The sequence below is a fragment of the Iodobacter fluviatilis genome (assembly GCF_004194535.1).
Classification (GTDB): domain Bacteria; phylum Pseudomonadota; class Gammaproteobacteria; order Burkholderiales; family Chitinibacteraceae; genus Iodobacter; species Iodobacter fluviatilis_A.
The window spans coordinates 820367-839791 of the sequence record NZ_CP025781.1 but is presented as its reverse complement, the minus strand read 5'-3'; the positions used below and the strand labels follow the sequence as shown (position 1 = coordinate 839791).

Annotated in this window: 18 protein-coding genes, 1 tRNA gene and 1 pseudogene; 12 read left to right on the top strand and 8 right to left on the bottom strand. The window is 45.6% G+C overall.

From position 1 onward, the window contains the following. Positions 1-75: 75 nt before the first annotated feature. On the bottom strand, positions 76-1227 hold the full coding sequence (yiaY, locus tag C1H71_RS03595; RefSeq protein ID WP_130105347.1) for an L-threonine dehydrogenase: 1152 nt from the start codon (positions 1225-1227) through the stop codon (positions 76-78). 157 nt (positions 1228-1384) lie between these two features. After that, positions 1385-2065 carry a DUF502 domain-containing protein gene (locus tag C1H71_RS03590; RefSeq protein WP_130105346.1) on the bottom strand — a complete coding sequence of 227 codons (681 nt, stop codon included), beginning with the start codon at positions 2063-2065 and terminating at the stop codon, positions 1385-1387. Between the two features lie 385 nt (positions 2066-2450). Here C1H71_RS03590 and C1H71_RS03585 point away from each other — a divergent pair, with 385 nt between their 5' ends. Beyond that, a complete protein-coding gene (locus C1H71_RS03585; protein ID WP_130105345.1) occupies positions 2451-4448 on the top strand; it encodes an LTA synthase family protein in 1998 nt (665 codons plus the stop codon). A gap of 195 nt (positions 4449-4643) precedes the next feature. On the opposite strand, the gene C1H71_RS03580 is transcribed toward C1H71_RS03585, so the two are convergent. Next, on the bottom strand, positions 4644-5012 hold the full coding sequence (locus C1H71_RS03580) for a hypothetical protein (protein ID WP_130105344.1): 369 nt from the start codon (positions 5010-5012) through the stop codon (positions 4644-4646). Between C1H71_RS03580 and C1H71_RS20580 the strand changes: the two genes are divergently transcribed. From C1H71_RS20580 to C1H71_RS03565, 4 genes are all read left to right on the top strand, one after another. Beyond that, positions 5007-5174, top strand: a complete 168-nt coding sequence (locus C1H71_RS20580) for a hypothetical protein (protein WP_188053569.1) — start codon at positions 5007-5009, stop codon at positions 5172-5174. The two genes, C1H71_RS03580 and C1H71_RS20580, sit on opposite strands and share 6 nt — an antisense overlap. Before the next feature lie 299 nt (positions 5175-5473). Further along, positions 5474-5558, top strand: a tRNA-Leu gene (locus C1H71_RS03575). Positions 5559-5781: 223 nt separating this feature from the next. Beyond that, complete coding sequence (gene hisC, locus C1H71_RS03570) at positions 5782-6843, top strand: histidinol-phosphate transaminase (protein WP_130105343.1); 1062 nt, start codon at positions 5782-5784, stop codon at positions 6841-6843. A 103-nt stretch (positions 6844-6946) separates the two neighbouring features. Next, a complete protein-coding gene (locus C1H71_RS03565) occupies positions 6947-7528 on the top strand; it encodes a hypothetical protein (protein ID WP_130105342.1) in 582 nt (193 codons plus the stop codon). Positions 7529-7627: 99 nt separating this feature from the next. On the opposite strand, the gene C1H71_RS20575 is transcribed toward C1H71_RS03565, so the two are convergent. The 3 genes from C1H71_RS20575 to C1H71_RS03555 form a co-directional block, all read right to left on the bottom strand. Beyond that, positions 7628-7765, bottom strand: coding sequence for a hypothetical protein (locus C1H71_RS20575; protein ID WP_188053567.1), 138 nt, complete (start codon positions 7763-7765; stop codon positions 7628-7630). Positions 7766-7933: 168 nt separating this feature from the next. After that, the gene (gene htpG, locus C1H71_RS03560) at positions 7934-9835 is read right to left on the bottom strand and encodes a molecular chaperone HtpG (protein WP_130105341.1); all 1902 of its coding nucleotides are present in this window, start codon (positions 9833-9835) and stop codon (positions 7934-7936) included. A gap of 427 nt (positions 9836-10262) precedes the next feature. Further along, entirely contained in the window at positions 10263-10598 is a 336-nt protein-coding gene (locus C1H71_RS03555; RefSeq protein WP_130105340.1) for a hypothetical protein, read from the bottom strand. 224 nt (positions 10599-10822) lie between these two features. Here C1H71_RS03555 and C1H71_RS03550 point away from each other — a divergent pair, with 224 nt between their 5' ends. The 6 genes and pseudogenes from C1H71_RS03550 to C1H71_RS03520 all read left to right on the top strand — a co-directional run bounded on the left by C1H71_RS03550 (position 10823) and on the right by C1H71_RS03520 (position 16217). Then, the gene (locus C1H71_RS03550; RefSeq protein WP_130105339.1) at positions 10823-11635 is read left to right on the top strand and encodes an alpha/beta hydrolase; all 813 of its coding nucleotides are present in this window, start codon (positions 10823-10825) and stop codon (positions 11633-11635) included. Continuing rightward, on the top strand, positions 11636-12031 hold the full coding sequence (msrB, locus tag C1H71_RS03545; RefSeq protein WP_130105338.1) for a peptide-methionine (R)-S-oxide reductase MsrB: 396 nt from the start codon (positions 11636-11638) through the stop codon (positions 12029-12031). It begins immediately after the preceding gene. Between the two features lie 185 nt (positions 12032-12216). Continuing rightward, complete coding sequence (locus tag C1H71_RS03540; RefSeq protein ID WP_130105337.1) at positions 12217-13278, top strand: FUSC family protein; 1062 nt, start codon at positions 12217-12219, stop codon at positions 13276-13278. Between the two features lie 225 nt (positions 13279-13503). Further along, positions 13504-14049 carry a heme NO-binding domain-containing protein gene (locus tag C1H71_RS03535; protein WP_130105336.1) on the top strand — a complete coding sequence of 182 codons (546 nt, stop codon included), beginning with the start codon at positions 13504-13506 and terminating at the stop codon, positions 14047-14049. A 10-nt stretch (positions 14050-14059) separates the two neighbouring features. Next, positions 14060-15051 (top strand): annotated as a pseudogene (locus C1H71_RS03530) (diguanylate cyclase domain-containing protein). Beyond that, positions 15015-16217 (top strand): EAL domain-containing protein, encoded by a 1203-nt coding sequence (locus tag C1H71_RS03520; RefSeq protein ID WP_130105334.1) that lies wholly within the window; start codon positions 15015-15017, stop codon positions 16215-16217. The pseudogene C1H71_RS03530 and the gene C1H71_RS03520 overlap by 37 nt, the downstream one beginning before the upstream one ends. A gap of 197 nt (positions 16218-16414) precedes the next feature. Here C1H71_RS03520 and C1H71_RS20570 read toward each other — a convergent pair whose 3' ends face one another. Continuing rightward, a complete protein-coding gene (locus C1H71_RS20570; RefSeq protein WP_188053565.1) occupies positions 16415-16555 on the bottom strand; it encodes a hypothetical protein in 141 nt (46 codons plus the stop codon). Between the two features lie 178 nt (positions 16556-16733). Beyond that, positions 16734-16868: a hypothetical protein gene (locus C1H71_RS21255; RefSeq protein WP_262488384.1), complete on the bottom strand. Its 135-nt coding sequence runs from the start codon at positions 16866-16868 to the stop codon at positions 16734-16736. Between the two features lie 189 nt (positions 16869-17057). Between C1H71_RS21255 and C1H71_RS03515 the strand changes: the two genes are divergently transcribed. Next, the gene (locus tag C1H71_RS03515) at positions 17058-19412 is read left to right on the top strand and encodes a response regulator (protein ID WP_130105333.1); all 2355 of its coding nucleotides are present in this window, start codon (positions 17058-17060) and stop codon (positions 19410-19412) included. Positions 19413-19425 lie beyond the last annotated feature (13 nt).

Below are 19425 nucleotides of genomic sequence, written 5' to 3'. Positions count from 1 at the left end.
CGAATGCAATAAAGCTTACGAGATGACGTACTCTTGTTTGCTTTCAAATACACACGGTCAAATTGCATTAAACTCTTACATCGCAGCCTTATAAATCGCAGTAATTTCTTCTGCTGTGGCTTGGATAGGGTTGGTAAAACCGCAGGCATCTTTCAAGGCGTTGGCGGTGAGGGTGGGGAAGTCGGCTTCTTTTACGCCTAGCTCGGTCAGGCCAACGGGAATGCCTACGTCAGCGGCTAGCTGGCGGATGGCGGCGAGGCAGGCTTCGGCGGCGGCTTCATCGCTTAAGAAGCGCACATCGCAGCCCATGGCGTGAGCCACTTCGCCGAGACGTTTGGCGGCAATGCGTGAGTTAAATTTCTGCACGTGTGGAAGCAATATCGCATTGCATACGCCGTGAGGCAGATCGTAAAAACCACCTAGTTGATGCGCCATGGCGTGTACGTAGCCAAGCGATGCATTATTAAACGCCATACCCGCTAAGAATTGCGCATAGGCCATTTGCTCGCGAGCGTGCAGATTCTGGCCGTCGCTTACGGCGTGGCGCAGATTTTCGCTAATCAGTGTGACTGCTTTAAGTGCGCAAGCATCGGTAATGGGATTCGCAATGGTGGATACATAAGCTTCCATGGCGTGGGTGAGCGCGTCCATGCCGGTGGCAGCGGTTAGGCCTTTAGGCTTATCTAGCATCAGCTCTGGGTCATTTACCGAAAGAATCGGTGTGACATGTTTGTCTACAATCGCCATTTTCACATGACGTGTTTCATCAGTAATGATACAGAACCGTGTCATCTCACTTGCGGTGCCAGCGGTGGTGTTGATGGAAACTAAGGGCAGCTGTGGTTTTTTAGATTGGTCTAGGCCTTCGTAATCGCTAATGTTGCCGCCGTTGCTGGCGCAAAGTGCAATGCCTTTGGCGCAATCGTGCGGTGAGCCGCCCCCTAGCGAGATCACAAAGTCGCAGTTGTTTTCTTTGAGTAATTTTAACCCAGCTTCAACATTACCCACGGTTGGGTTGGGCTGAGCACCGTCAAACACCACGGAAACCACGCCATGTGCGCCGAGCAGCTCGCTCACTTTGGCGACCATACCTATTTTATTGAGTACGGCATCAGTCACAATCAGCGCTTTTTTAAAGCCGTAAGATTGAATGGTGCTCGCTGCGTCTTGAAGGCAACCTGCACCCATGAGGTTTACTGAGGGGATAAAGAATGCGGTCGTAGTCATGGCGGATCTACCTGTGGGTTAAAATAGAAGCTTAACCATTCTGAATGCCGCAGGATTTGTGTCAGATCAAGGAAAGGTGGTAGGAAAGAGCTTATCCGCGTGCGCGCACATCAGCCTTGCCTCTAAAGCTAGGAGGGCAAGGCTATTTTTTACGCAGTTAGCGGGGATCAGGGTAAATTTGCGCTGCAGATTGCGAGGCTTTTTTGAGCGATGGCGGGGGTGTAATGCCCATAGACATATAAATACTCGTGAGTTTATCTACCCCAATATTGGCTGGGCGAATCCATTCGCTAGGAATATAAAGTAGCCCGCCGCCGATAGGAACCGGTGCGGTGGGAACCAGTACCGCTTGGTAGAGACGGCCTTCTATTTCAATAGGCTCAGGATTAGGCATTAGCGCTAGCACTGCAACACCATCGCCGCCAAATAAACACCATACTGGGCTCATGCTGCCGATATCAGCGTCTTCTTTTTGATCAAGTAAGCCAACAAAACGGTCTGCAGTATTGTATAAGGTGCCAATTACTGGAATTCGCCTTACTGTTTTATCAAGTAGATAGGCCAAGTGCCGCTTCAACTTTGACTGAACAATAATCCCTAGTGGGTAAATGGCACCAATCAGTATGATCCAGCCAATTAAATAACCCAGTATGGGGTGATTAATCACGGGCTGGCCAATAAGGGCAAATAATTGCCCGACCATACTTTGCGGGCCAATAAAATTGTTTAGTATTTTAACCAGCCATGCCAGTAGGGCTAAGGTGAGTAAAAAGGGTAACAGAGCTAACAGGCCAGCCAGCCAGGTGGTGGCTATTCTTTCGAAGCTACGCTTGATCATGGGGATTTCCGGTGGACTGAGTCAAAATTTTGCCGCTATTCTAACCTCCATCGCTTATGTAGCTTGTTGGATTTATGCCAAGCTCGTGAAAAAGAGCGTGGTTCGGCGTGATTTTTAATTTTTGCCCCCAAAGTTAATCAGCTGTGTGAAACGAAAAAAACATAAAAACATGATCAAATCAGCGCTTGCAGCCGTGCCGCTTGAGCTCCACAGGCCGCTTTGAAGCCAGCTGATGTAGCTGCACATTGCTACTGGGTGTCGTTTTGTCAACCCTAGGTAAAACGGTTGAATTGTAGTTAATGCAACTTGATTGCAATCTGGGGATGGGTAGATCCAAAACATAAGGTAGAATCGCCTTTCTGGAAAATTAATCAAATATAGCCCTATGCGCATCCCTCGCTTATTCCGTTTTACCCTTGTTTATTTGCTGGTATTTATTGCCTTGGGCATATGTATCCGCTTGGGTTTTGCCACTGCCTTTGGCAATAAAGCCGACCCACTGCCTAGCTCCTTGTTGGCGCAATCATTACTGTTAGGCGCGCGTTTTGATTTGCGCCTAGGCCTACTCAGCCTAGTGCCGCTGCTGCTACTGGGTGGCTTTAAAATGACGACGCCCTTTAAAGAGGGGCTGGCCAGACGTTTATGGCTGCTTTGGTTTGCGCTGGTGTTTGCCGTGCTGATCTTTACGCATATGGTTGATTTTGCCCACTACTCTTATCTGGGCGTAAAGCTATCTGCCAGCGTGCTTAATTTTTTATATAACTTAGATGAATCGGCAGGCATGGTCTGGTCGACTTATCCAGTAATGAAGCTGACGTTGATATGGGGCTTATCCGTGGCACTGCTAACGTGGCTCGTTTCTTGCCTGATGAGCAAGGTGGCGACATATTCAGGCTGGGATGCAGGTAAGTGGAAAACCACGGCACTGGTGCTGGTTTCTATTCTGGGCACCTTACTGGGCATACACGGTAAGTTTTCACAGTACCCGCTGCGCTGGAGCGATGCCTATTACAGCACCAATAGCTTTGCCGCTGCCGTGGCGCTTAACCCCGCTTTAAATTTCTTCGATACGATGTCCTACACCAGAGACACCTATTCCTTAGACGATGTGCGTAAGGCTTATCCTGCGATGGCTGCCTATCTTGGCGTGGATCACCCTGATGAGAAAACGCTCAATTTTGAGCGGCATATCCAGCCTAAAGCCACGGCACTTCCTGGCCAGCCTAATGTGGTGATGGTGTATTTAGAATCGTTCTCTGGCTATAAAACCAGTCTTTATGGCAATCCATTGGAAACCACACCTTTCTTTACCCAAATGGCTAAAGAGAGCATCTGGTTTGATAATCTGTTTACCCCGCACTTTGGTACAGCACGCGGTATTTTTGCGGGCTTAAGTGGCATTCCTGACGTGGATTTACGCGATACATCTAGCCGTAACCCAGCAGCGGTGAATCAAAATGTGCTGATTAATGCGTTTAAAGGCTATGAAAAAGATTACTTTATTGGCGGTAGCACGACTTGGGCGAATGTACGCGGGGTGCTGACCAAAAATATTGATGGCTTAAAAATCCACGAAGAGGGCAGTTACAGCGCGCCGCGTAATGATGTATGGGGTATTTCAGATAAAAATCTATTTTTTGAAGCCAATAAAGTATTTAAAGAAAAGAAAGGCCCATTTTTTGCAGTGATTCAGACTTCGGGTAATCACCGCCCGTATACTATTCCGGCGGAAGACACTGATTTTAAATTAAAAAATCCAAGTCTTGCAGAGTTGCATGCCAATGGTTTTGCGGCGGCAGATGAATACAATTCTTTCCGCTATATGGATTACTGTATCGAAAAATTTATGGAAACCGCTAAAAAAGAAGCGTATTTCGATAATACGGTATTTGTATTCTTTGGCGATCACGGTATTCGCGCCATGGGCCACGATGTAGGCCCTAATGTGCCGCGTGCTTATCAGGATTTAAAATTATCATCGGTGCATACGCCTTTTGTGCTTTACGCACCTAAATTATTAAAACCTGCGCGTTACCATAAAGTGGCTTCGCAAATTGATATCCTGCCGACGATTGCAGGCTTATTTAATTTCACTTTTATCAATAAAGGCATGGGCCGCGATTTACTCGACCCACGTTTTGATGCATCGCGCTTTGCCTTTACCATTTACCCCGACGAAGGCGGCGAGATTGGTATTCTCGATCAAGATTGGTATTACATTATGCAGGTTGCCAAAAAAAGTGGTGGTTTGTTTGATATGAAATCCAATACACCAAGCATTGATAAAAGTGTTGAGCATCCTGAAATTGCTGAAAAAATGAAAACGAAATTAAGGGATTACTACACCACCGCAGATTATATGCTAACGCATAGTGCTAAGTAGGGGAGGTGGGCTTAGCTTTTAATGGCCCCCTCCAACTTTGGTAGGACGCACCTACAGCGACCAATATTTTTAGCTGCACATTAGGTTTGTGGCTCATTAGTACAGCATCAACTCTATCGTAGGGGGTGTGACGCGCTGTATCTGTGCACTCGCGTGGGCAAGGGCTTGGCACTCCCTAATGATTTTTAAAAAACATCACATTAATAATTCAATTTCAACGTTTTCAGCTGAATATTGAATTTGGCCCAATAGCACGGTATCGACCATATTGGCAAAGTTTCTTAATAAAATAGAGCGCGCCAGTGCTGGCCCCATGCATTTACGAAACGCTACTACATAGCTCAAAGCGCCTACGCTATCGTCGGTGAGCGCTTGTTGGTTATCGCTGATAATGCCTTTGATTTCTTTACGAATTCCTTTGACTTTTTTAATTCTCTCGTTAGAGATTTCGCATGATTCTACAAATTGCAGAGTGATATTGGTGCTTTTTTTGTTTTCAAAGGCTCGTATTAAGGTTTTGGATAGCGAGCGTAATTCTTTTACCTCGCTGGTGTTCAGTTGCATCCATTCTGGATAGCGGTCTTTAATACTGGCAATGGCAATGGCAATGGCAATGGCAATGGCAATGGCAATGGCAATGGCAATGGCAATGGCTTAGCGTATGCCTTCGCTCTGGCGCACAGGCTTTCTGTTAGCTGGCTATATGCTTGGGCAATTAATCGATAGTGATGTGTTTGGCCCATGATCTAAGCCCCCCTTTGCTAGATTATTGATCCCTAGGGCTCAATGGCACCTTACATTTTTACAAGTGAGGCCATTACTTGTAGGGTGCTTTATTTGTTCGCATCCTTATTCTAAATGATAACTATCGGGCGATAGAATTGTGGCGCTTCTTTTTGGCTGAAGTAGTGATAAAGCAAGTGGATGAATTTTTTTCTAATAAAATTTATATAGGGGCTAGACTAGGTTTAGTATTTGTACTATTATGCGTCCCTCTCTGCTTCTGATGAAGCAAGCATTTGAATGCCGACATGGTGAAATTGGTAGACACGCTATCTTGAGGGGGTAGTGACTTCGGTTGTGAGAGTTCGAGTCTCTCTGTCGGCACCAAAAACAAGTATATAAAAACGCTGGATTTCCGAAAGGAATCCGGCGTTTTTGCATTGCGAGTTAAAATATTGGGCAACGAATTTCTCTTGAAGCTAGAAACCAGTGCTGATCAGCAAGCGAGCAAGAGCGCAGACGCTATAAGACCTTGTTCGCACAGCTGACAAAGTTTTTAGTTTCTAAATAGAATAAGATAGCGCTTATTCTTACTCGCAGAGCCGACATAATGAGCCGATTTTGGAGCACGCTAGTCAATAAACTGACTCCCTATGTGCCAGGAGAGCAGCCTAAGCTGACTAGTCTAGTTAAGCTAAATACCAATGAAAACCCTTATGCCCCATCCCCCAAAGTGCTGCAAGCGATGCAGGCCGAGCTAGCGGATACGTTGAGGCTATATCCAGATCCAAATGGGGATCATTTAAAGGCGACGATAGCTAAGTATCATGGCGTGGATAAGTCGCAGGTATTCTTGGGTAATGGTTCGGACGAAGTGCTGGCTCATGCTTTTGCTGCGCTGCTCCAGCACGATGCGCCATTATTATTCCCAGATATTAGCTACAGTTTTTATCCTGTTTACTGTGGTCTTTTTGGCGTTGATTATCGCCAAGTGCCGCTTGATGCTGAGTTTGCTATCTGTGTTGAGGATTATGATCAGCACTGTGGTGCAATTATCTTCCCTAACCCGAATGCGCCTACCGCAAAACTCCTGCCACTAGCCGCCGTAGAAAGCCTGCTACAGCGTCATCCAGAGCAGGTGGTGCTGGTGGATGAGGCTTATATCGATTTTGGTGGGGAGAGCGCGATTGGCTTAGTGGATCACTACCCTAATTTATTAGTGGTGCAAACGCTGTCTAAATCTCGCTCCTTGGCGGGTTTACGTGTTGGTTTTGCCATTGGTCACGCTGATTTAATTGAGGCGCTAGAGCGGGTTAAAAATAGTTTTAACTCCTATCCGCTGGATAAGGTTGCCTTAGCTGGCGCTGCGGCATCTTTTGGTGATGAGGCGTATTTTCAAGAGAAATGCCAAGTCATTATCGCCACGCGTGAGCAGCTAAGCAGCCAAATGCGTGATTTAGGCTTTGAGGTGTTGCCTTCTGCGGCTAATTTTATTTTTGCCCGCCATCCACAGCACGATGCAGCGCAATTAGCCGCAGCCCTGCGTAAGCATTCAATTATTGTGCGGCACTTTAAGCAAGATCGCATTGAGCAATTCTTACGTATTAGTATTGGTACGGATGCGGAGTGTAAGCTGCTAGTAGATGCCTTACATAAACTACTGTCCGTATAAGCATTACAGAGCCGTTAAGATGCTTGCCCTTGATTGTTTTTGGGCAGGCTGCACGGTTTAAACCTATATATTGAATGTTCCCGCCTAATGGGTGATGCATAAAATGATTGAGCTTCCTGCTGGTGGTTCTGCCGCGCGTAATCCCGATCTTGACTGGAGTCAGGTTCGTGAAACCATGTTAATGCTGGGTATTGCCGTGGCGCAGGTGAAGCACGCTGTAGCCGAGAGCAATGCTTCGCTCAATGCTTTAGCGTTTTCTTTTGCGGACACCCATGATCGGATCGAATCGCTGCGTAATGATTTATTGGCGCAAGCGTCTACTTTACCTGCCGAGCTTGAATTAGATACCAAGATTGCAGAAATCGGCCAACGTAATATGCAGGCGGTCATTGCATTTCAATTTTACGACCGGCTTTCGCAACGCTTAGATCATGTTTGCGGCACGATTAGTGGTTTGGCCGAGCTGGTATCCGATCGCAATCGGTTGTATGTGCCATCGGAATGGATGGCGCTGCAAGATAGAATTCGCTCGCAGTACTCGATGGAGCAAGAGAAAAAACTCTTTGATGATATTTTAAACGGCATGGATATACGCCAAGCGCTCTCTTTAGCTGCCAGCATGGTGCCGGTGCAAAGCGATCAATCGACCGGCCCAGAATCGGGGATATTGAGTTGTTTTAATTGATATTTAGCGCACAAAAAAATGGCTGTTCCCCTTAGGAGAACGGCCATTTTATTTGTATTGGCTAATTTACGTAGCTACCTTAGGTAGTTGGAGTAAAGCCTACTTCTTTTTTGCTTCGTTAATCTGCGCATTGGCTTGAGCCGCTGCATTTGCGAAGGTGGATACAGGCACTGTGGCTGTTTTTTCTTTCTTTGGTTTCTTTGTTTCACGATTACTACGTACTTGACCTTTGGCCATGGGGTGTACTCCCTAACATGCTATCTGCCAGTTGGCGGCTGTAGCCTACTTGATATTGGCCGTCAGCGGGGAAATAGCCGATGGTAATCATGTTGAATTGCAGCTGTATAGCATGCACCATCAACAACAAAGGCCAGCATTACGCTGGCCTTTGTTGTTTAAAACCGCTTATGCCACAACTGACATCATCAAGCTATTCAGGCGTTTAACAAAGCTGGCAGGGTCATCTAGCTGTGCGCCTTCGGCTAGCTGAGCTTGGTCAAACAGTAGCTCCGTCCAGTCACCAAAACGTTCACCTTCTAGTTCGGCTTTCAGTTTTTTCACCAGCATATGATCTGGGTTGATTTCCAGAATCGGCTTGCTGCCCTTAACATCTTGTCCTGCAGATTTTAAGAGGCGTTCAAGGTTGGCACTCATATCTTGGTTTTCTACCACGATGCAAGCTGGGCTATCGGTGAGGCGATTGGTAACGCGCACGTCTTTTACTTTATCGCCCAATACGGCTTTTACTTTGTCCAGCACGTCTTTTAGTTCGCTGGCGGCGGCTTCTTGTTGCTGCTTTTCTTCTTCGTTTTCAAACTGAGAAAGATCTAACTCACCCTTGGTAACGGATTGCAGTTTCTTGCCGTCAAATTCGGTTAAGCCAGAGATCATCCATTCGTCAACGCGCTCGCTCATCAGTAACACTTCAATGCCTTTCTTGCGGAAGACTTCAAGGTGCGGGCTATTTTTTGCGGCGGCAAAGCTGTCAGCAGTAATAAAGTAGATCTTGTCTTGGCCTTCTTTCATGCGGCCCACATAGGCTGCAAGGCTGACATTTTGCTCGGTGCTATCGCTGTGTGATGAAGCAAAGCGTAGCAAGCCAGCCACGCGGTCTTTATTGGCAAAGTCTTCGGCAACGCCTTCTTTCATAACGCGGCCAAACTGCTCCCAGAATGTCGTGTATTTAGCTTGCTCGGTCGCATCGTCAGAGTTGGCCATAGATTCGAGTAAGCCCAGTACTTTCTTCACACAACCTTGCTTAATCTGCTCGATATCTTTGCTGTGTTGCAGAATTTCACGGCTCACATTCAGCGGTAAGTTGCTGCTGTCGATCAGGCCACGGACAAAGCGTAGGTATTGTGGCAGCAGTTTTTCTGCGTCTTCCATAATAAATACGCGGCGAACGTAGAGCTTGATGCCGTGGCGGCGTTCGCGGTCGTGCAGATCAAATGGCGCACGCTGAGGGATATACAGCAGCTCGGTATATTCCTGCTTACCTTCAACGCGGGCATGGCTCCACGCCAATGGCGCTTCAAAATCGTGTGATACGTGTTTGTAGAATTCGGTGTATTGCTCGTCCGTGATGTCTGACTTAGCACGCGCCCACAGTGCGGAGGCTTGGTTAACGGCCTCAACGCCTTCTGCAGGGGTGACATTGCCTTCTGCATCGTAGCCTGCTGTTTTAGGCATGAAAATGGGCAGGGTGATGTGGTCAGAGTATTTGCGGATAATCGAGCGTAGGCTCCAATCCGATAGATACTCGTCTTCGCCTTCTTTTAGGTGCAGGATAATTTCTGTACCACGGCCTTCTTTTGCGACTTCTTCTAGCGTAAATTCACCATCGCCTGCGGATTCCCACTGTGTAGCGGTGCTTTCACCTGCGCGGCGGGAGGTGAGGGTCACTTTATCGGCCACAATAAAGGCGGAGTAAAAGCCCACACCAAACTGGCCAATTAAGTTGGCATCTTTCTGCGCATCACCAGAGAGTTTGCCAAAGAATTCTTTGGTGCCAGAGCGGGCAATGGTACCGATATTCTTGACGACTTCATCACGGCTCATGCCGATCCCGTTGTCATTTAGAGTAAGGGTACGCGCTTCTTTATCGAAGGAAAGGCTGATCTTCAGCTCGCTATCATCCCCATACAGGCTTGCGTCGTTCAGTGCTTCAAAACGCAGCTTGTCGCATGCGTCTGATGCATTGGAGATCAGCTCACGCAGGAAAATCTCTTTGTTAGAGTAGAGAGAGTGGATCATCAGCTGCAAGAGCTGTTTAACTTCGGTTTGGAAGCCTAATGTTTCTTTTGCCATGAAGATGCTCTTTTAATAAGTGAACGGTGATGCTGTTCTAAATGGGGACAGCTTCTGGCGCTTCAAGAGCTCAGTCAATTTGATTGCGTTATCTCTAGGGTCTGTTGATGTTTCATTCACCATTGCGCTGAGCCGGAAAACGGCCAGGCATAAGGCATGTGACGAAGGCAATAACGGGTTATTGTCGAGGAGCATCACGCAGTGAATGGCCATTTTCCGGCACAGCCCTTCGGGTTTAGCCCCTTTTTGGGGCTGCTCGGCGTTAAAAATCGCTCATGGTACTCGTAGCATGTCGCAATTTTCTCCTTGTTCAGCTCCAAAACTGGGCCAAACGCAGCCGTGAATGAAACGTCAACAGACTCTAGTTTGGCAGCAGGCACTTAGCTGCTAGCAATGCGGTGTTTGTTGCATTGCGGCAAAGACAATCTTATTCGCCCCAAATTAAACCATCTCTAGGTGCGAGGATGCTGCTACTCTGTGGCAAGTTTTGCCTTAGGTTACGTCTCGCTAAAATCTTGGTCTGAGCTTCGGCAGGAAGATCAGTTAGCAGCAGTAATTTTTTATGGATTAGTGCGTCAATCACGTCTTCAATCACGCGAATCAAATCACTATCAAGTGAGTGGAATAGCTCTGTATTGGCTGGCGCGCCGATAAAGCTCAGTAGCTCTGGCGCATTTTGCGGAATGAATTGGTTAGCCTCTGGGCTAGCGTCACGAAAAATGGCGGTAATTTGGCCATTTGGGTCACGGGAAATATAGGGCATCACGGATCCTTAATGAATGAAGTGCTGCTTTAGTTTAATAGGCCATTGAATCATGGTTGTTTAGTGCACGTTCTCCATTTAAGCAGTTTGTAGCGTGGGTATATTATTTTGTGTATTTGAATGAGGTAGGCTGCAAGCCTTAGCCTTAGCCATTGCCACAAAGGTGTATGCGTCAGCTGTAATGGTTTTTTTATGGTCTGTTCAGCGTTAGGAATAATAACTACATGAGCGTTTATACCCTTGAGATTTTAAAGGCTGCGGCAGTAAAAAAACGCAATCAGGCACCGCCTTTACTCATGATTCACGGCGCTTACGCTGGATCTTGGTGTTGGGAAGTCTCTTTTCTGCCTTATTTTACCGCTGCGGGCTTTGATGTGATTGCGCCCAGTTTACGCGGGCATGCTGGCAGTATGGGGAGAGAAAAGCTAGACCATTTTGGTATTGATGATTATGTAAAAGATATTTTATCCATTATTGCCGATTTGCCCGAGCCGCCTATTTTAATGGGGCACTCTATGGGGGGCTTGGTGGCGCAAAGGGTGGCTAAAGAAACCAAGCTAGCGGGTTTAGTACTCTTGGCGAGCGTTGCACCTTATGGCGTAGCGGCCTCTTTTGCCCATTTGCTAACGGCATCCCCTAGTTTATTGTGGAATTTAAGCCAGTTTCAATGGCAGGGTGCGGCTGCTGCCGGCAACCCAAGCTTTGTACGTGAGCTGCTGTTTTCGTCAAAAACAGATCGAGCGATGGTGGATCATTTTGCGGCAAGAGCGCAGCCTGAATCGATGCGTGCGCTCACCGAAATGGCGATTCCACATCCTTTTGCTGGATTAAACTGCCCTAAATTGCCATGTTTGGTGCTGGGAGCAGGCGATGATCAGCTGATTCCACCGAGCGATATCTATGCTTGTGCAACAGCTTGGAATGCTCAAGCTGAGATGATTGCCGATTGTGGCCATGCCATGATGGCCGATTATCAACAGAATATCGTTGCCGAGAGAGTCTTGGCGTGGTTAACGCAAAATTATCCGGAGGATTAAATGGAAGGAAAAGTAAAGAAAAGTGATAGCGAGTGGCGTGAGCAACTTTCTGCCGAGCAGTATCGCGTAACACGGGAGGGCGGCACGGAGCGGCCTTTTTCTGGTGAGCACTACCGCCAGTCAAATCGTGGCAAGTATCACTGCATTTGCTGCGGTGCTTTGTTATTTGAATCCGAGCGCAAGTTTGATGCCGGCTGCGGTTGGCCTAGTTTTTGGGCCGAGGCCGCAGGGTCAAGTATCCAGCGAATAAGGGATGGTAGCCACGGCATGATTCGGGTGGAAGTACGCTGCAGTAGCTGCGATGCGCATCTGGGGCATGTTTTTCCGGATGGGCCACTACCAAGCGGTGAGCGCTATTGTATTAACTCGGTATCGATTGAGTTTCGCGAAGATTAAATCGCCAGTTGGCAGATATTACTCGCCCGTAAAAACCAAGCTTGGCGAGCTAGCCAGCTAAAGTATGAGCTTGCGGTATTGATAGCTAGGCTTAATGCCCGCTGATAGATATGGTGTGATTTTTTACCGCAAGGGTGCATAAGCAAACAGCAGTAGAATCCTGCTCCTTATCTAAAGGGCGATGTATGCATACTCAGCTTGTTCAGATGCTAGCCATAAAAAAACCGCAGCAAGGTATTCCTTGGCGACGGGTATTGCGCGTGATGATTGCGGTTGGCTTACCCTTGGCGATTGCCCTATTCAGAGGTGAGTTTTTACCTGCAGTATATGGTGCGGTGGCCGGTTTCTATACCATGTTTGTGGATAACGGTGGCAATACCTCGGAGCGAATTACCGTGATGATGTATATGACCGTAGGCATGCTGCTGGCAGGGATTGCAGGAGTGGCGGGGCATTATGTGCAAGGGGCACCATTAGCGTTTTTATTGGCATTTGCTGTTTTTACCGGCTGGCTGCAAGGCGCGGGCAATTCAGTTGAAATGATGAGTAAATACTGGCTCATTGCTTTTTTATTTGGCGATAGCGCACCCCATTTATCGCCATTAGCCGGCACGTATTTATTGATTGGCGGTATGTCGGGTATTTTTTCCGTGTTATTGGACCGCTGTCTGTTTCGTGCGCCTGAGCAAAAAAATGGCCCAATGTTGTTTGAGGCAATGAGCCGTATTTTACGTCGTTCGCATAATAATTCTATTTTTGCCTTTTATTTTGCCGCCAAAGTGGTCCTTGCCTATTTAATTGGCTATGGCTTGGGGTTAGAACGCGCTTATTGGGTGCCTTTAACCGTGGTGCTGGTAACGGTTTACGATAATAAACTCACTATTGATAGAATGGTGCAGCGTCTATTTGGCTCAATATTGGGTGCTTTATTAGGCTGGGGTATGCTGTATTTTTTTAAAGCCGAATGGCAATTGGCGGCGATGGTCGTAGTATTAGCGGCAATCACGCCCATATTTTTAGAACGTAATTATTGGTTGGCGGTGATTCCTATTACGGCACTAGTGATGGTGTTGCTTGATTTTGGTGGGGAGCATCATTCCTTGGTACGGGCACGGGTTGAAAACACCATTATTGCCTGCGTATTATCTGGGATGGGCACTTTATTATTTATTCGTTTGCAACCTAATTACTTTGACCCCCGTCCTAAAAAAAAATTAAAGCGTATTCAGCACGATGAACCTCTGTGAGTTTTTTTCTGATGTATAACTGATTAAATTATTTTTAATAAAATCATCTTGTGTCAAAGCCGTCTTTGTTGAGCGTATTTTAATAAATAGTGAGTCATCACTTTTAGAACGTTTAGCGCTTGCTTGTTCGTATATCGTTGATATTTATAGGTAAGGTTTGAACTTGTTTTGTTTCTCATCCATGCTGAGCAATTGAGGGGACAGATTCAGCAATGGAGCAACGTCATGAAAGGGATTGTTTTCAATGAGTTTATGGATTTTGTTGAGTCTGTACAGGGGATTGTGGCTGTCGATGAAATGATTACAGCGGCTAATCCGCCTTCTGGTGGCGCTTATACGGCGGCTGGGTATTATGATTTTCATGAAATGTTTGCCTTGGTACAGGCATTATCAGCGCGCTGTGGCACGCCTGCTCCTGATTTAGTTCGAGCATTTGGCCAGCATTTATTTGGCCGACTCATCGCGCAGCGCTCAGAATTACTTCGCTCTATGCCCGATGTATATACCTTTTTGGAGAGTATCGAGGGACAGATTCATGTGGAGGTCCGCAGAATTTACCCTGATGCAGATTTACCAATGCTAGAAACCGAGAGGGCGAGTGATGGTTCTTTGCTATTGCGCTATCGTTCTCGCCGCCATTTAGCAGATCTAGCACTGGGCATGATTGAAGGCTGTATTACGCACTACGGTGGTCAGGCCACCGTGATACGCCGTGATTTTGCGGATGAGGGCGAGCTACAGGTGACGGAGTTTAGGGTGTGTTCACTTTAGGCCTTAAATCATGAGCGATGAAATTGAAGCGGCGCTGCGCCGTGCCATTGATCGTGAAAAAAAAGCACGTCAATACGCTGAAAGCTTGGTTGAAGAGCGTACTGAGTCGCTGCGCTTGGCTTATGAAAAGCTGCGCAATGCAGAAGAGCAGGAGTTTTTTGATGTCTTATCAAAAATGCCTTGCGCAGTGCTGCTGGCACAGGTGAGTGGTGAAATTTCACTGGCTAATCCTGCTGCAGCAGAGATTTTAGGTTTTGCTCAAGAGGCGGATTTAATTGGCCTAAATTGGCTGCGTATGGTGGTGGATGATGAGATTGACCCGCTTAGTGAAGGGGTGCAAGAAGACGCCGCTATCTTGTTGCGCAAGGGCGATGGCAGCTTTTCGGCGGTGCATATTATTGTTGGTAGCAGTGCATTTTTGGGCCGGCCGGTGCGTATTATTATTTTGCACGATGTGTCCGAGCAGCGTCGCCTACATCATCAGCTGCGTTATCAAGCCACCCACGATGTACTTACTGGTCTACCTAATCGCGCCCGTTTACTAGAGCGGCTAAGCCAGCATATTGCCTCTGCACGGCTGCATGGCATGGGCTTAAGTTTATTTTTCATTGATCTAGATAAATTTAAATTTATTAATGATAGCCAAGGCCATGCTGCAGGCGACTTGGTGCTGTGCGAAATTGCCAAGCGGCTACAAACCTTACCTTTAGCAGGAGGAACGGCTGCAAGGTTGGGCGGGGATGAGTTTGTGGTGGCGGTGCCAACTCACTGTGCTATGGATCGTTTACAGATGGCACAGGCCATTTTAGCCGCTATTTTGCAGCCGATTCAGCTGGAACGAATCGATCAAATCATGGGGGAAGCATTGGTGCTGCGCAATACCCTGAGCATGGCTCAGATGCGGAGACATTGCTAAAACGTGCAGATATTGCCATGTATCACGCTAAAGAGGGGGGGGCAGTACAGTGTGCTACTTCTCTGAGCATATGCAGCAGGAGTTAGATTCGCGGCGCTTGCTTGAAAGTCGTTTTCGTTATGCCATTAGCCATAATGAATTGGTTTTACATTACCAACCTCAAGTCGATTTAAGTACCGGCATGTTAGTGAGTGTGGAGGCGCTAGTACGTTGGCAATCTCCTGATTATGGTTTGCTTTATCCAGATGAGTTTATCTCGATGGCAGAAGAGGTGGGCTTGATTTGTGAGATAGGCCAGTGGGTGATGTTAGCGGCTTGTCAGCAAATATTGAGCTGGCAGCAAGCAGGTATGGGTTGGGTGAGGGTGGCGGTGAATGTGTCACCATTGGAGCTGGGAAGTGATGCAATTGTTGATCGTGTAGCCGATGCGCTGGCTAGCTATGGCATTCCTCCTGAATGTTTGGAGTTGGAAATCACCGAAACCTTATCGATTAGCGATCCAGAAATGGCTTTGGCTATCATTAACCAGATAAAGGCTTTAGGCGTGGTGCTGGCGATTGATGATTTTGGTGTTGGCTATTCAAACTTAGGTTATTTAAAGCGCTTTCCTGCCGAGCGGCTAAAAATTGATCAATCTTTTGTGCGTGGCCTAAGTCATAGTGCGCATGATAAAGCGATTGTAGCGACCATTATTCAGTTGGCACGTAGCTTATCGATGCAGGCCTTGGCAGAAGGGGTTGAGACTGAGCAAGAAGCGAAAATTTTGCTGGAGTTAGGTGCGCATTTGATTCAAGGCTATTGGGTTTCACGCCCTGTTTCTAGTACAGATTTAGAGGTCATGTTAAGGCAGGCCTGTGTGCTAGACCCAAAGCAATTACAGGGGGCCGTAAACTCACCGTGTGTGTTGGTGGTTGATGATCAACCGTTGATGTTGGAGGTGATTCAGCATATTTTATCCACCCTTTCCTTGCAGTTATATCTGGCCGATAGCGCTGAAGCTGCTTTACCGCTGTTAGAGCAACACCAGTTTGCGGCCATTATTTGCGATTACCAATTGCCAGGCGAGGATGGCATTGGGTTTTTAGCCAAGGCTAAGGCGATTCAGCCAAAGGCATTGCGTATCTTAATTACTGCAAGTACTGATTTGGCCATATTACGCGCAGCTATTAATATTGCTCGGGTGGAGCATTTTTTGCAAAAGCCGGTTGATCCCATTCAATTACTTAATTTGATGACTACTTTATCTACTTAACATGCCACCCTTAATGCACCCAATGGTGCTTGAAATTACTTAGGTATCAAATCTCTTTTAAGAATGAATACCAGCCAGCGCTTTAAGTCCTTGAAAAAGAGCGAAGGTTGATGGACCTAAGATAGATGGAAAAGTGGGTTTATTTGAATTGTATTTAGAAGCAAAATCGTGTTCCGCTGAACTAACGAGGCTTAGCCCTAAACCTTTGCTGCTTGATGCGTTGTGATTGAATCGAGTGGGAAAATAATGAAATCATTAGGAAAAAAGCTGATGGGCAACGGCTGGAGCGTATGCAGGTTTCGCCACTCTGGTTGGGGAATGGCTTCAAAAATATCCATCCCATAACCCCCTATGTCAGACTAGTTGCCGCCTCTGAACTTTCATTGGTTTAAAAAAACAGAGGCATTCACCATGCAAAAACTACGTATTCTGACGACTTTAAACAGCAGGCTCTGCGCAAGGTTTAGCAACGTTAAGGGCGGACGATTGAGTCAGTTGCTCAGAACTCAATCTTTCTCAATCAACATTGAAGGGCTGGATGGTTCTCGCTAAAAATAAGCAGGTCTCGTCGCCGATTGAGGCGACAACTTGTTTGACAATGACCGCAAATTTGACCGCTTCCAAGATAAGATCAAATCGACGAATACCCATGCTACAGCTCCAAAGATAAAAAGCGCAGCATGCCAGAATTGCTGTGGTACGGCTGAGTGCTTACAGTGATTTGTGCATGTTGGGGAATTATTTAAGATAATGATCTAGAATTAATTGCTTAAGTTATGCTTTATCTAGTGGCGCTGAAGAGCATGGGGCATTGGGGGAGAGATCAATGGAGTATGTAATGTGCAAACTCAAGTGAATAGCTTTTCAGAGCACCAAGAAGTTTCTGCAGATTTTCAGCAAATCTTGGCTGAGGTGGCCGCTTTGCATCTACGTACCTTAGAAAGAGGGACGCAAAGTAAGAGAGATGTAGAAGAAAGCTATAGAAGTATTTGTGATCTATCTGCAGAAGCGATGCTTTTGATCGATATTGAAGGGAGGATTGTTTGGGCAAATCAAGCATTAGTAACGTTATTTGCATACTCGAAAACTAAATTATTAGGTTTAAATGTTGAAGTGCTTGTGGTTACAGAGCAAAGAGAAAGACTTTTAACATTATTGGATAGCTTTAATTTAATGAGCGAAAGTGAGGCTTTGAGTGACGCAAGCTTATTTAATTGGCAAGCTTATAATGGCTGTGTATTCCCTGGTGAAATGCGTTTGAGTTTGTTGCCGAATCAAGGGATTGAAGGGGCTAATATTTGTTTGTTGGTTAAAAATAGTTATGCTGTTAAAAGTGAGCTAAAAGAAAGCGATAAAATTCAAAAAATAATAGATGAAACAGTAAAGCTAAAGCGTGATTTTTTGGCAAATATCAGTCATGAAATTCGAACGCCAATGAATGCAATTATTGGAATGACGCACTTAGTACTTAAAACTGAATTGAATATAAGACAGAAAAATTATATAGAGGTTATTCAGAGATCTGGCGAACATTTATTAAGTATTATTAATGATATTTTTGATTTTTCTAAGATGGAAGAAGGGCAGCTTTTTTTGGAATGCGTTGTTTTTGATTTAAATAAAATTTTAAAAAACATAGAAGAAAAAAATAAAAATAAAATTGATTTAAAAAAAATAACAGTGAATTATGTTATTCCACCTGACTTACCAGGCGAGCTAATGGGTGATGCAGCGCATTTAGAGAAAGTTTTATTACATTTGGTGGGTAATGCTATTAAATTCACGTTACAAGGTCATGTTGAGTTAAAAGTAGAGATTCAAGCAGAAAGTGAAATAGACATGACTATGAAATTTTTCGTTAGCGATACGGGTATGGGGATTGATGAAGAACAAAAATCTCATTTATTTCAGGCGTTTACTCAAGCGGATACTTCTGCAACTCGAAAGTTTGGTGGCTTAGGTATGGGCTTAGTAATATCTAAAAAGCTAGTTGAATTAATGGGAGGAGAAATTGACGTTATAAGTGAGTTAGGAAAAGGGAGTTGCTTTTGGTTTTGTGTACCATTTAAAAAAAATAGGCAAGCAAGAATTGTTGACCCTCTGGCTAAAAATATTCAGCGAGAAGAGTTAATATCCCGATTAGGATCTCATATATTACTGGTTGAAGATAATGAATTAAATCAGAAGATTGCGAGCGAAATGTTAATTTATGCGGGTATGCAGGTTACTGTAGTAGGCGATGGTCAGCAGGCTTTAGAGATAATAGAAAAACAAAACTTTGACCTTATTTTAATGGATATTCAAATGCCTATTTTAGATGGTTGGAGTACGGCAAAGATTATTCGCGGTGGCCAATATCAACCCTCTATTCCTATCGTAGCATTGACGGCTTTATCTACGATTGAAGATAAAAAAACGTGTTTTGATACAGGTATGAATGATCATTTGCTTAAGCCAATTGATCCTGATTTGTTAATGAATACCTTGATTAAATGGTTACCACATACCAAAAGAGATGCTGTTAAAGATGAGGTAGTTAAAGAAGTGAAAAATAAAGTAGCTACACCTAATGATTTGGCTGCTGTAGGGTTGCCTCATGAGATCGCGGGGCTCGATATTGCGATGGGTCTTAAATATGCAATGAGCAATCCTGATTTTTACCGACGATTATTGCTGAAGGTTTTAGATGAAGTACCAAAAGTGCAATTTAGTTTAGCCGAGGCACTTGCTATTGATCATTGGAGTGATGCAAGGCGACATGCGCATACTTTGAAAGGGATTGCGGCAACAATTGGGGCAAGTGTTGTGCAAAAACATGCAGAAGAGCTCGAATTGGCTTTGGGTAAAATTGTAGAGAAGCCCCTTATTCTGAAAATGCAGATTGAAACCAATGATGCTTTGCATTATTTGCTTGAATCGTTGCAGCATTTTTATTATGAAGAAAAAAAGATTCAAGCGTTACCTGCAGTGGCTTCGCCTTTAATCTCCCCATTGGATGAGGAGGGTAAAAAAGCATTGTTCGAAGGTTTGCAACATTTATTGCAAGAAGGTGATGCCGCTGCATGTGAGTTTTTTGAAGAGAATCAACTTGGTTTTGAGTGTCTATGGCAAGGGCGTAGCCACGAGCTTGCGCGATTCATTAATCAATTTGCATTTAATGATGCTTTGGAATGGATGATGAAATCTCCCATTTAATTAAATGAGTAAA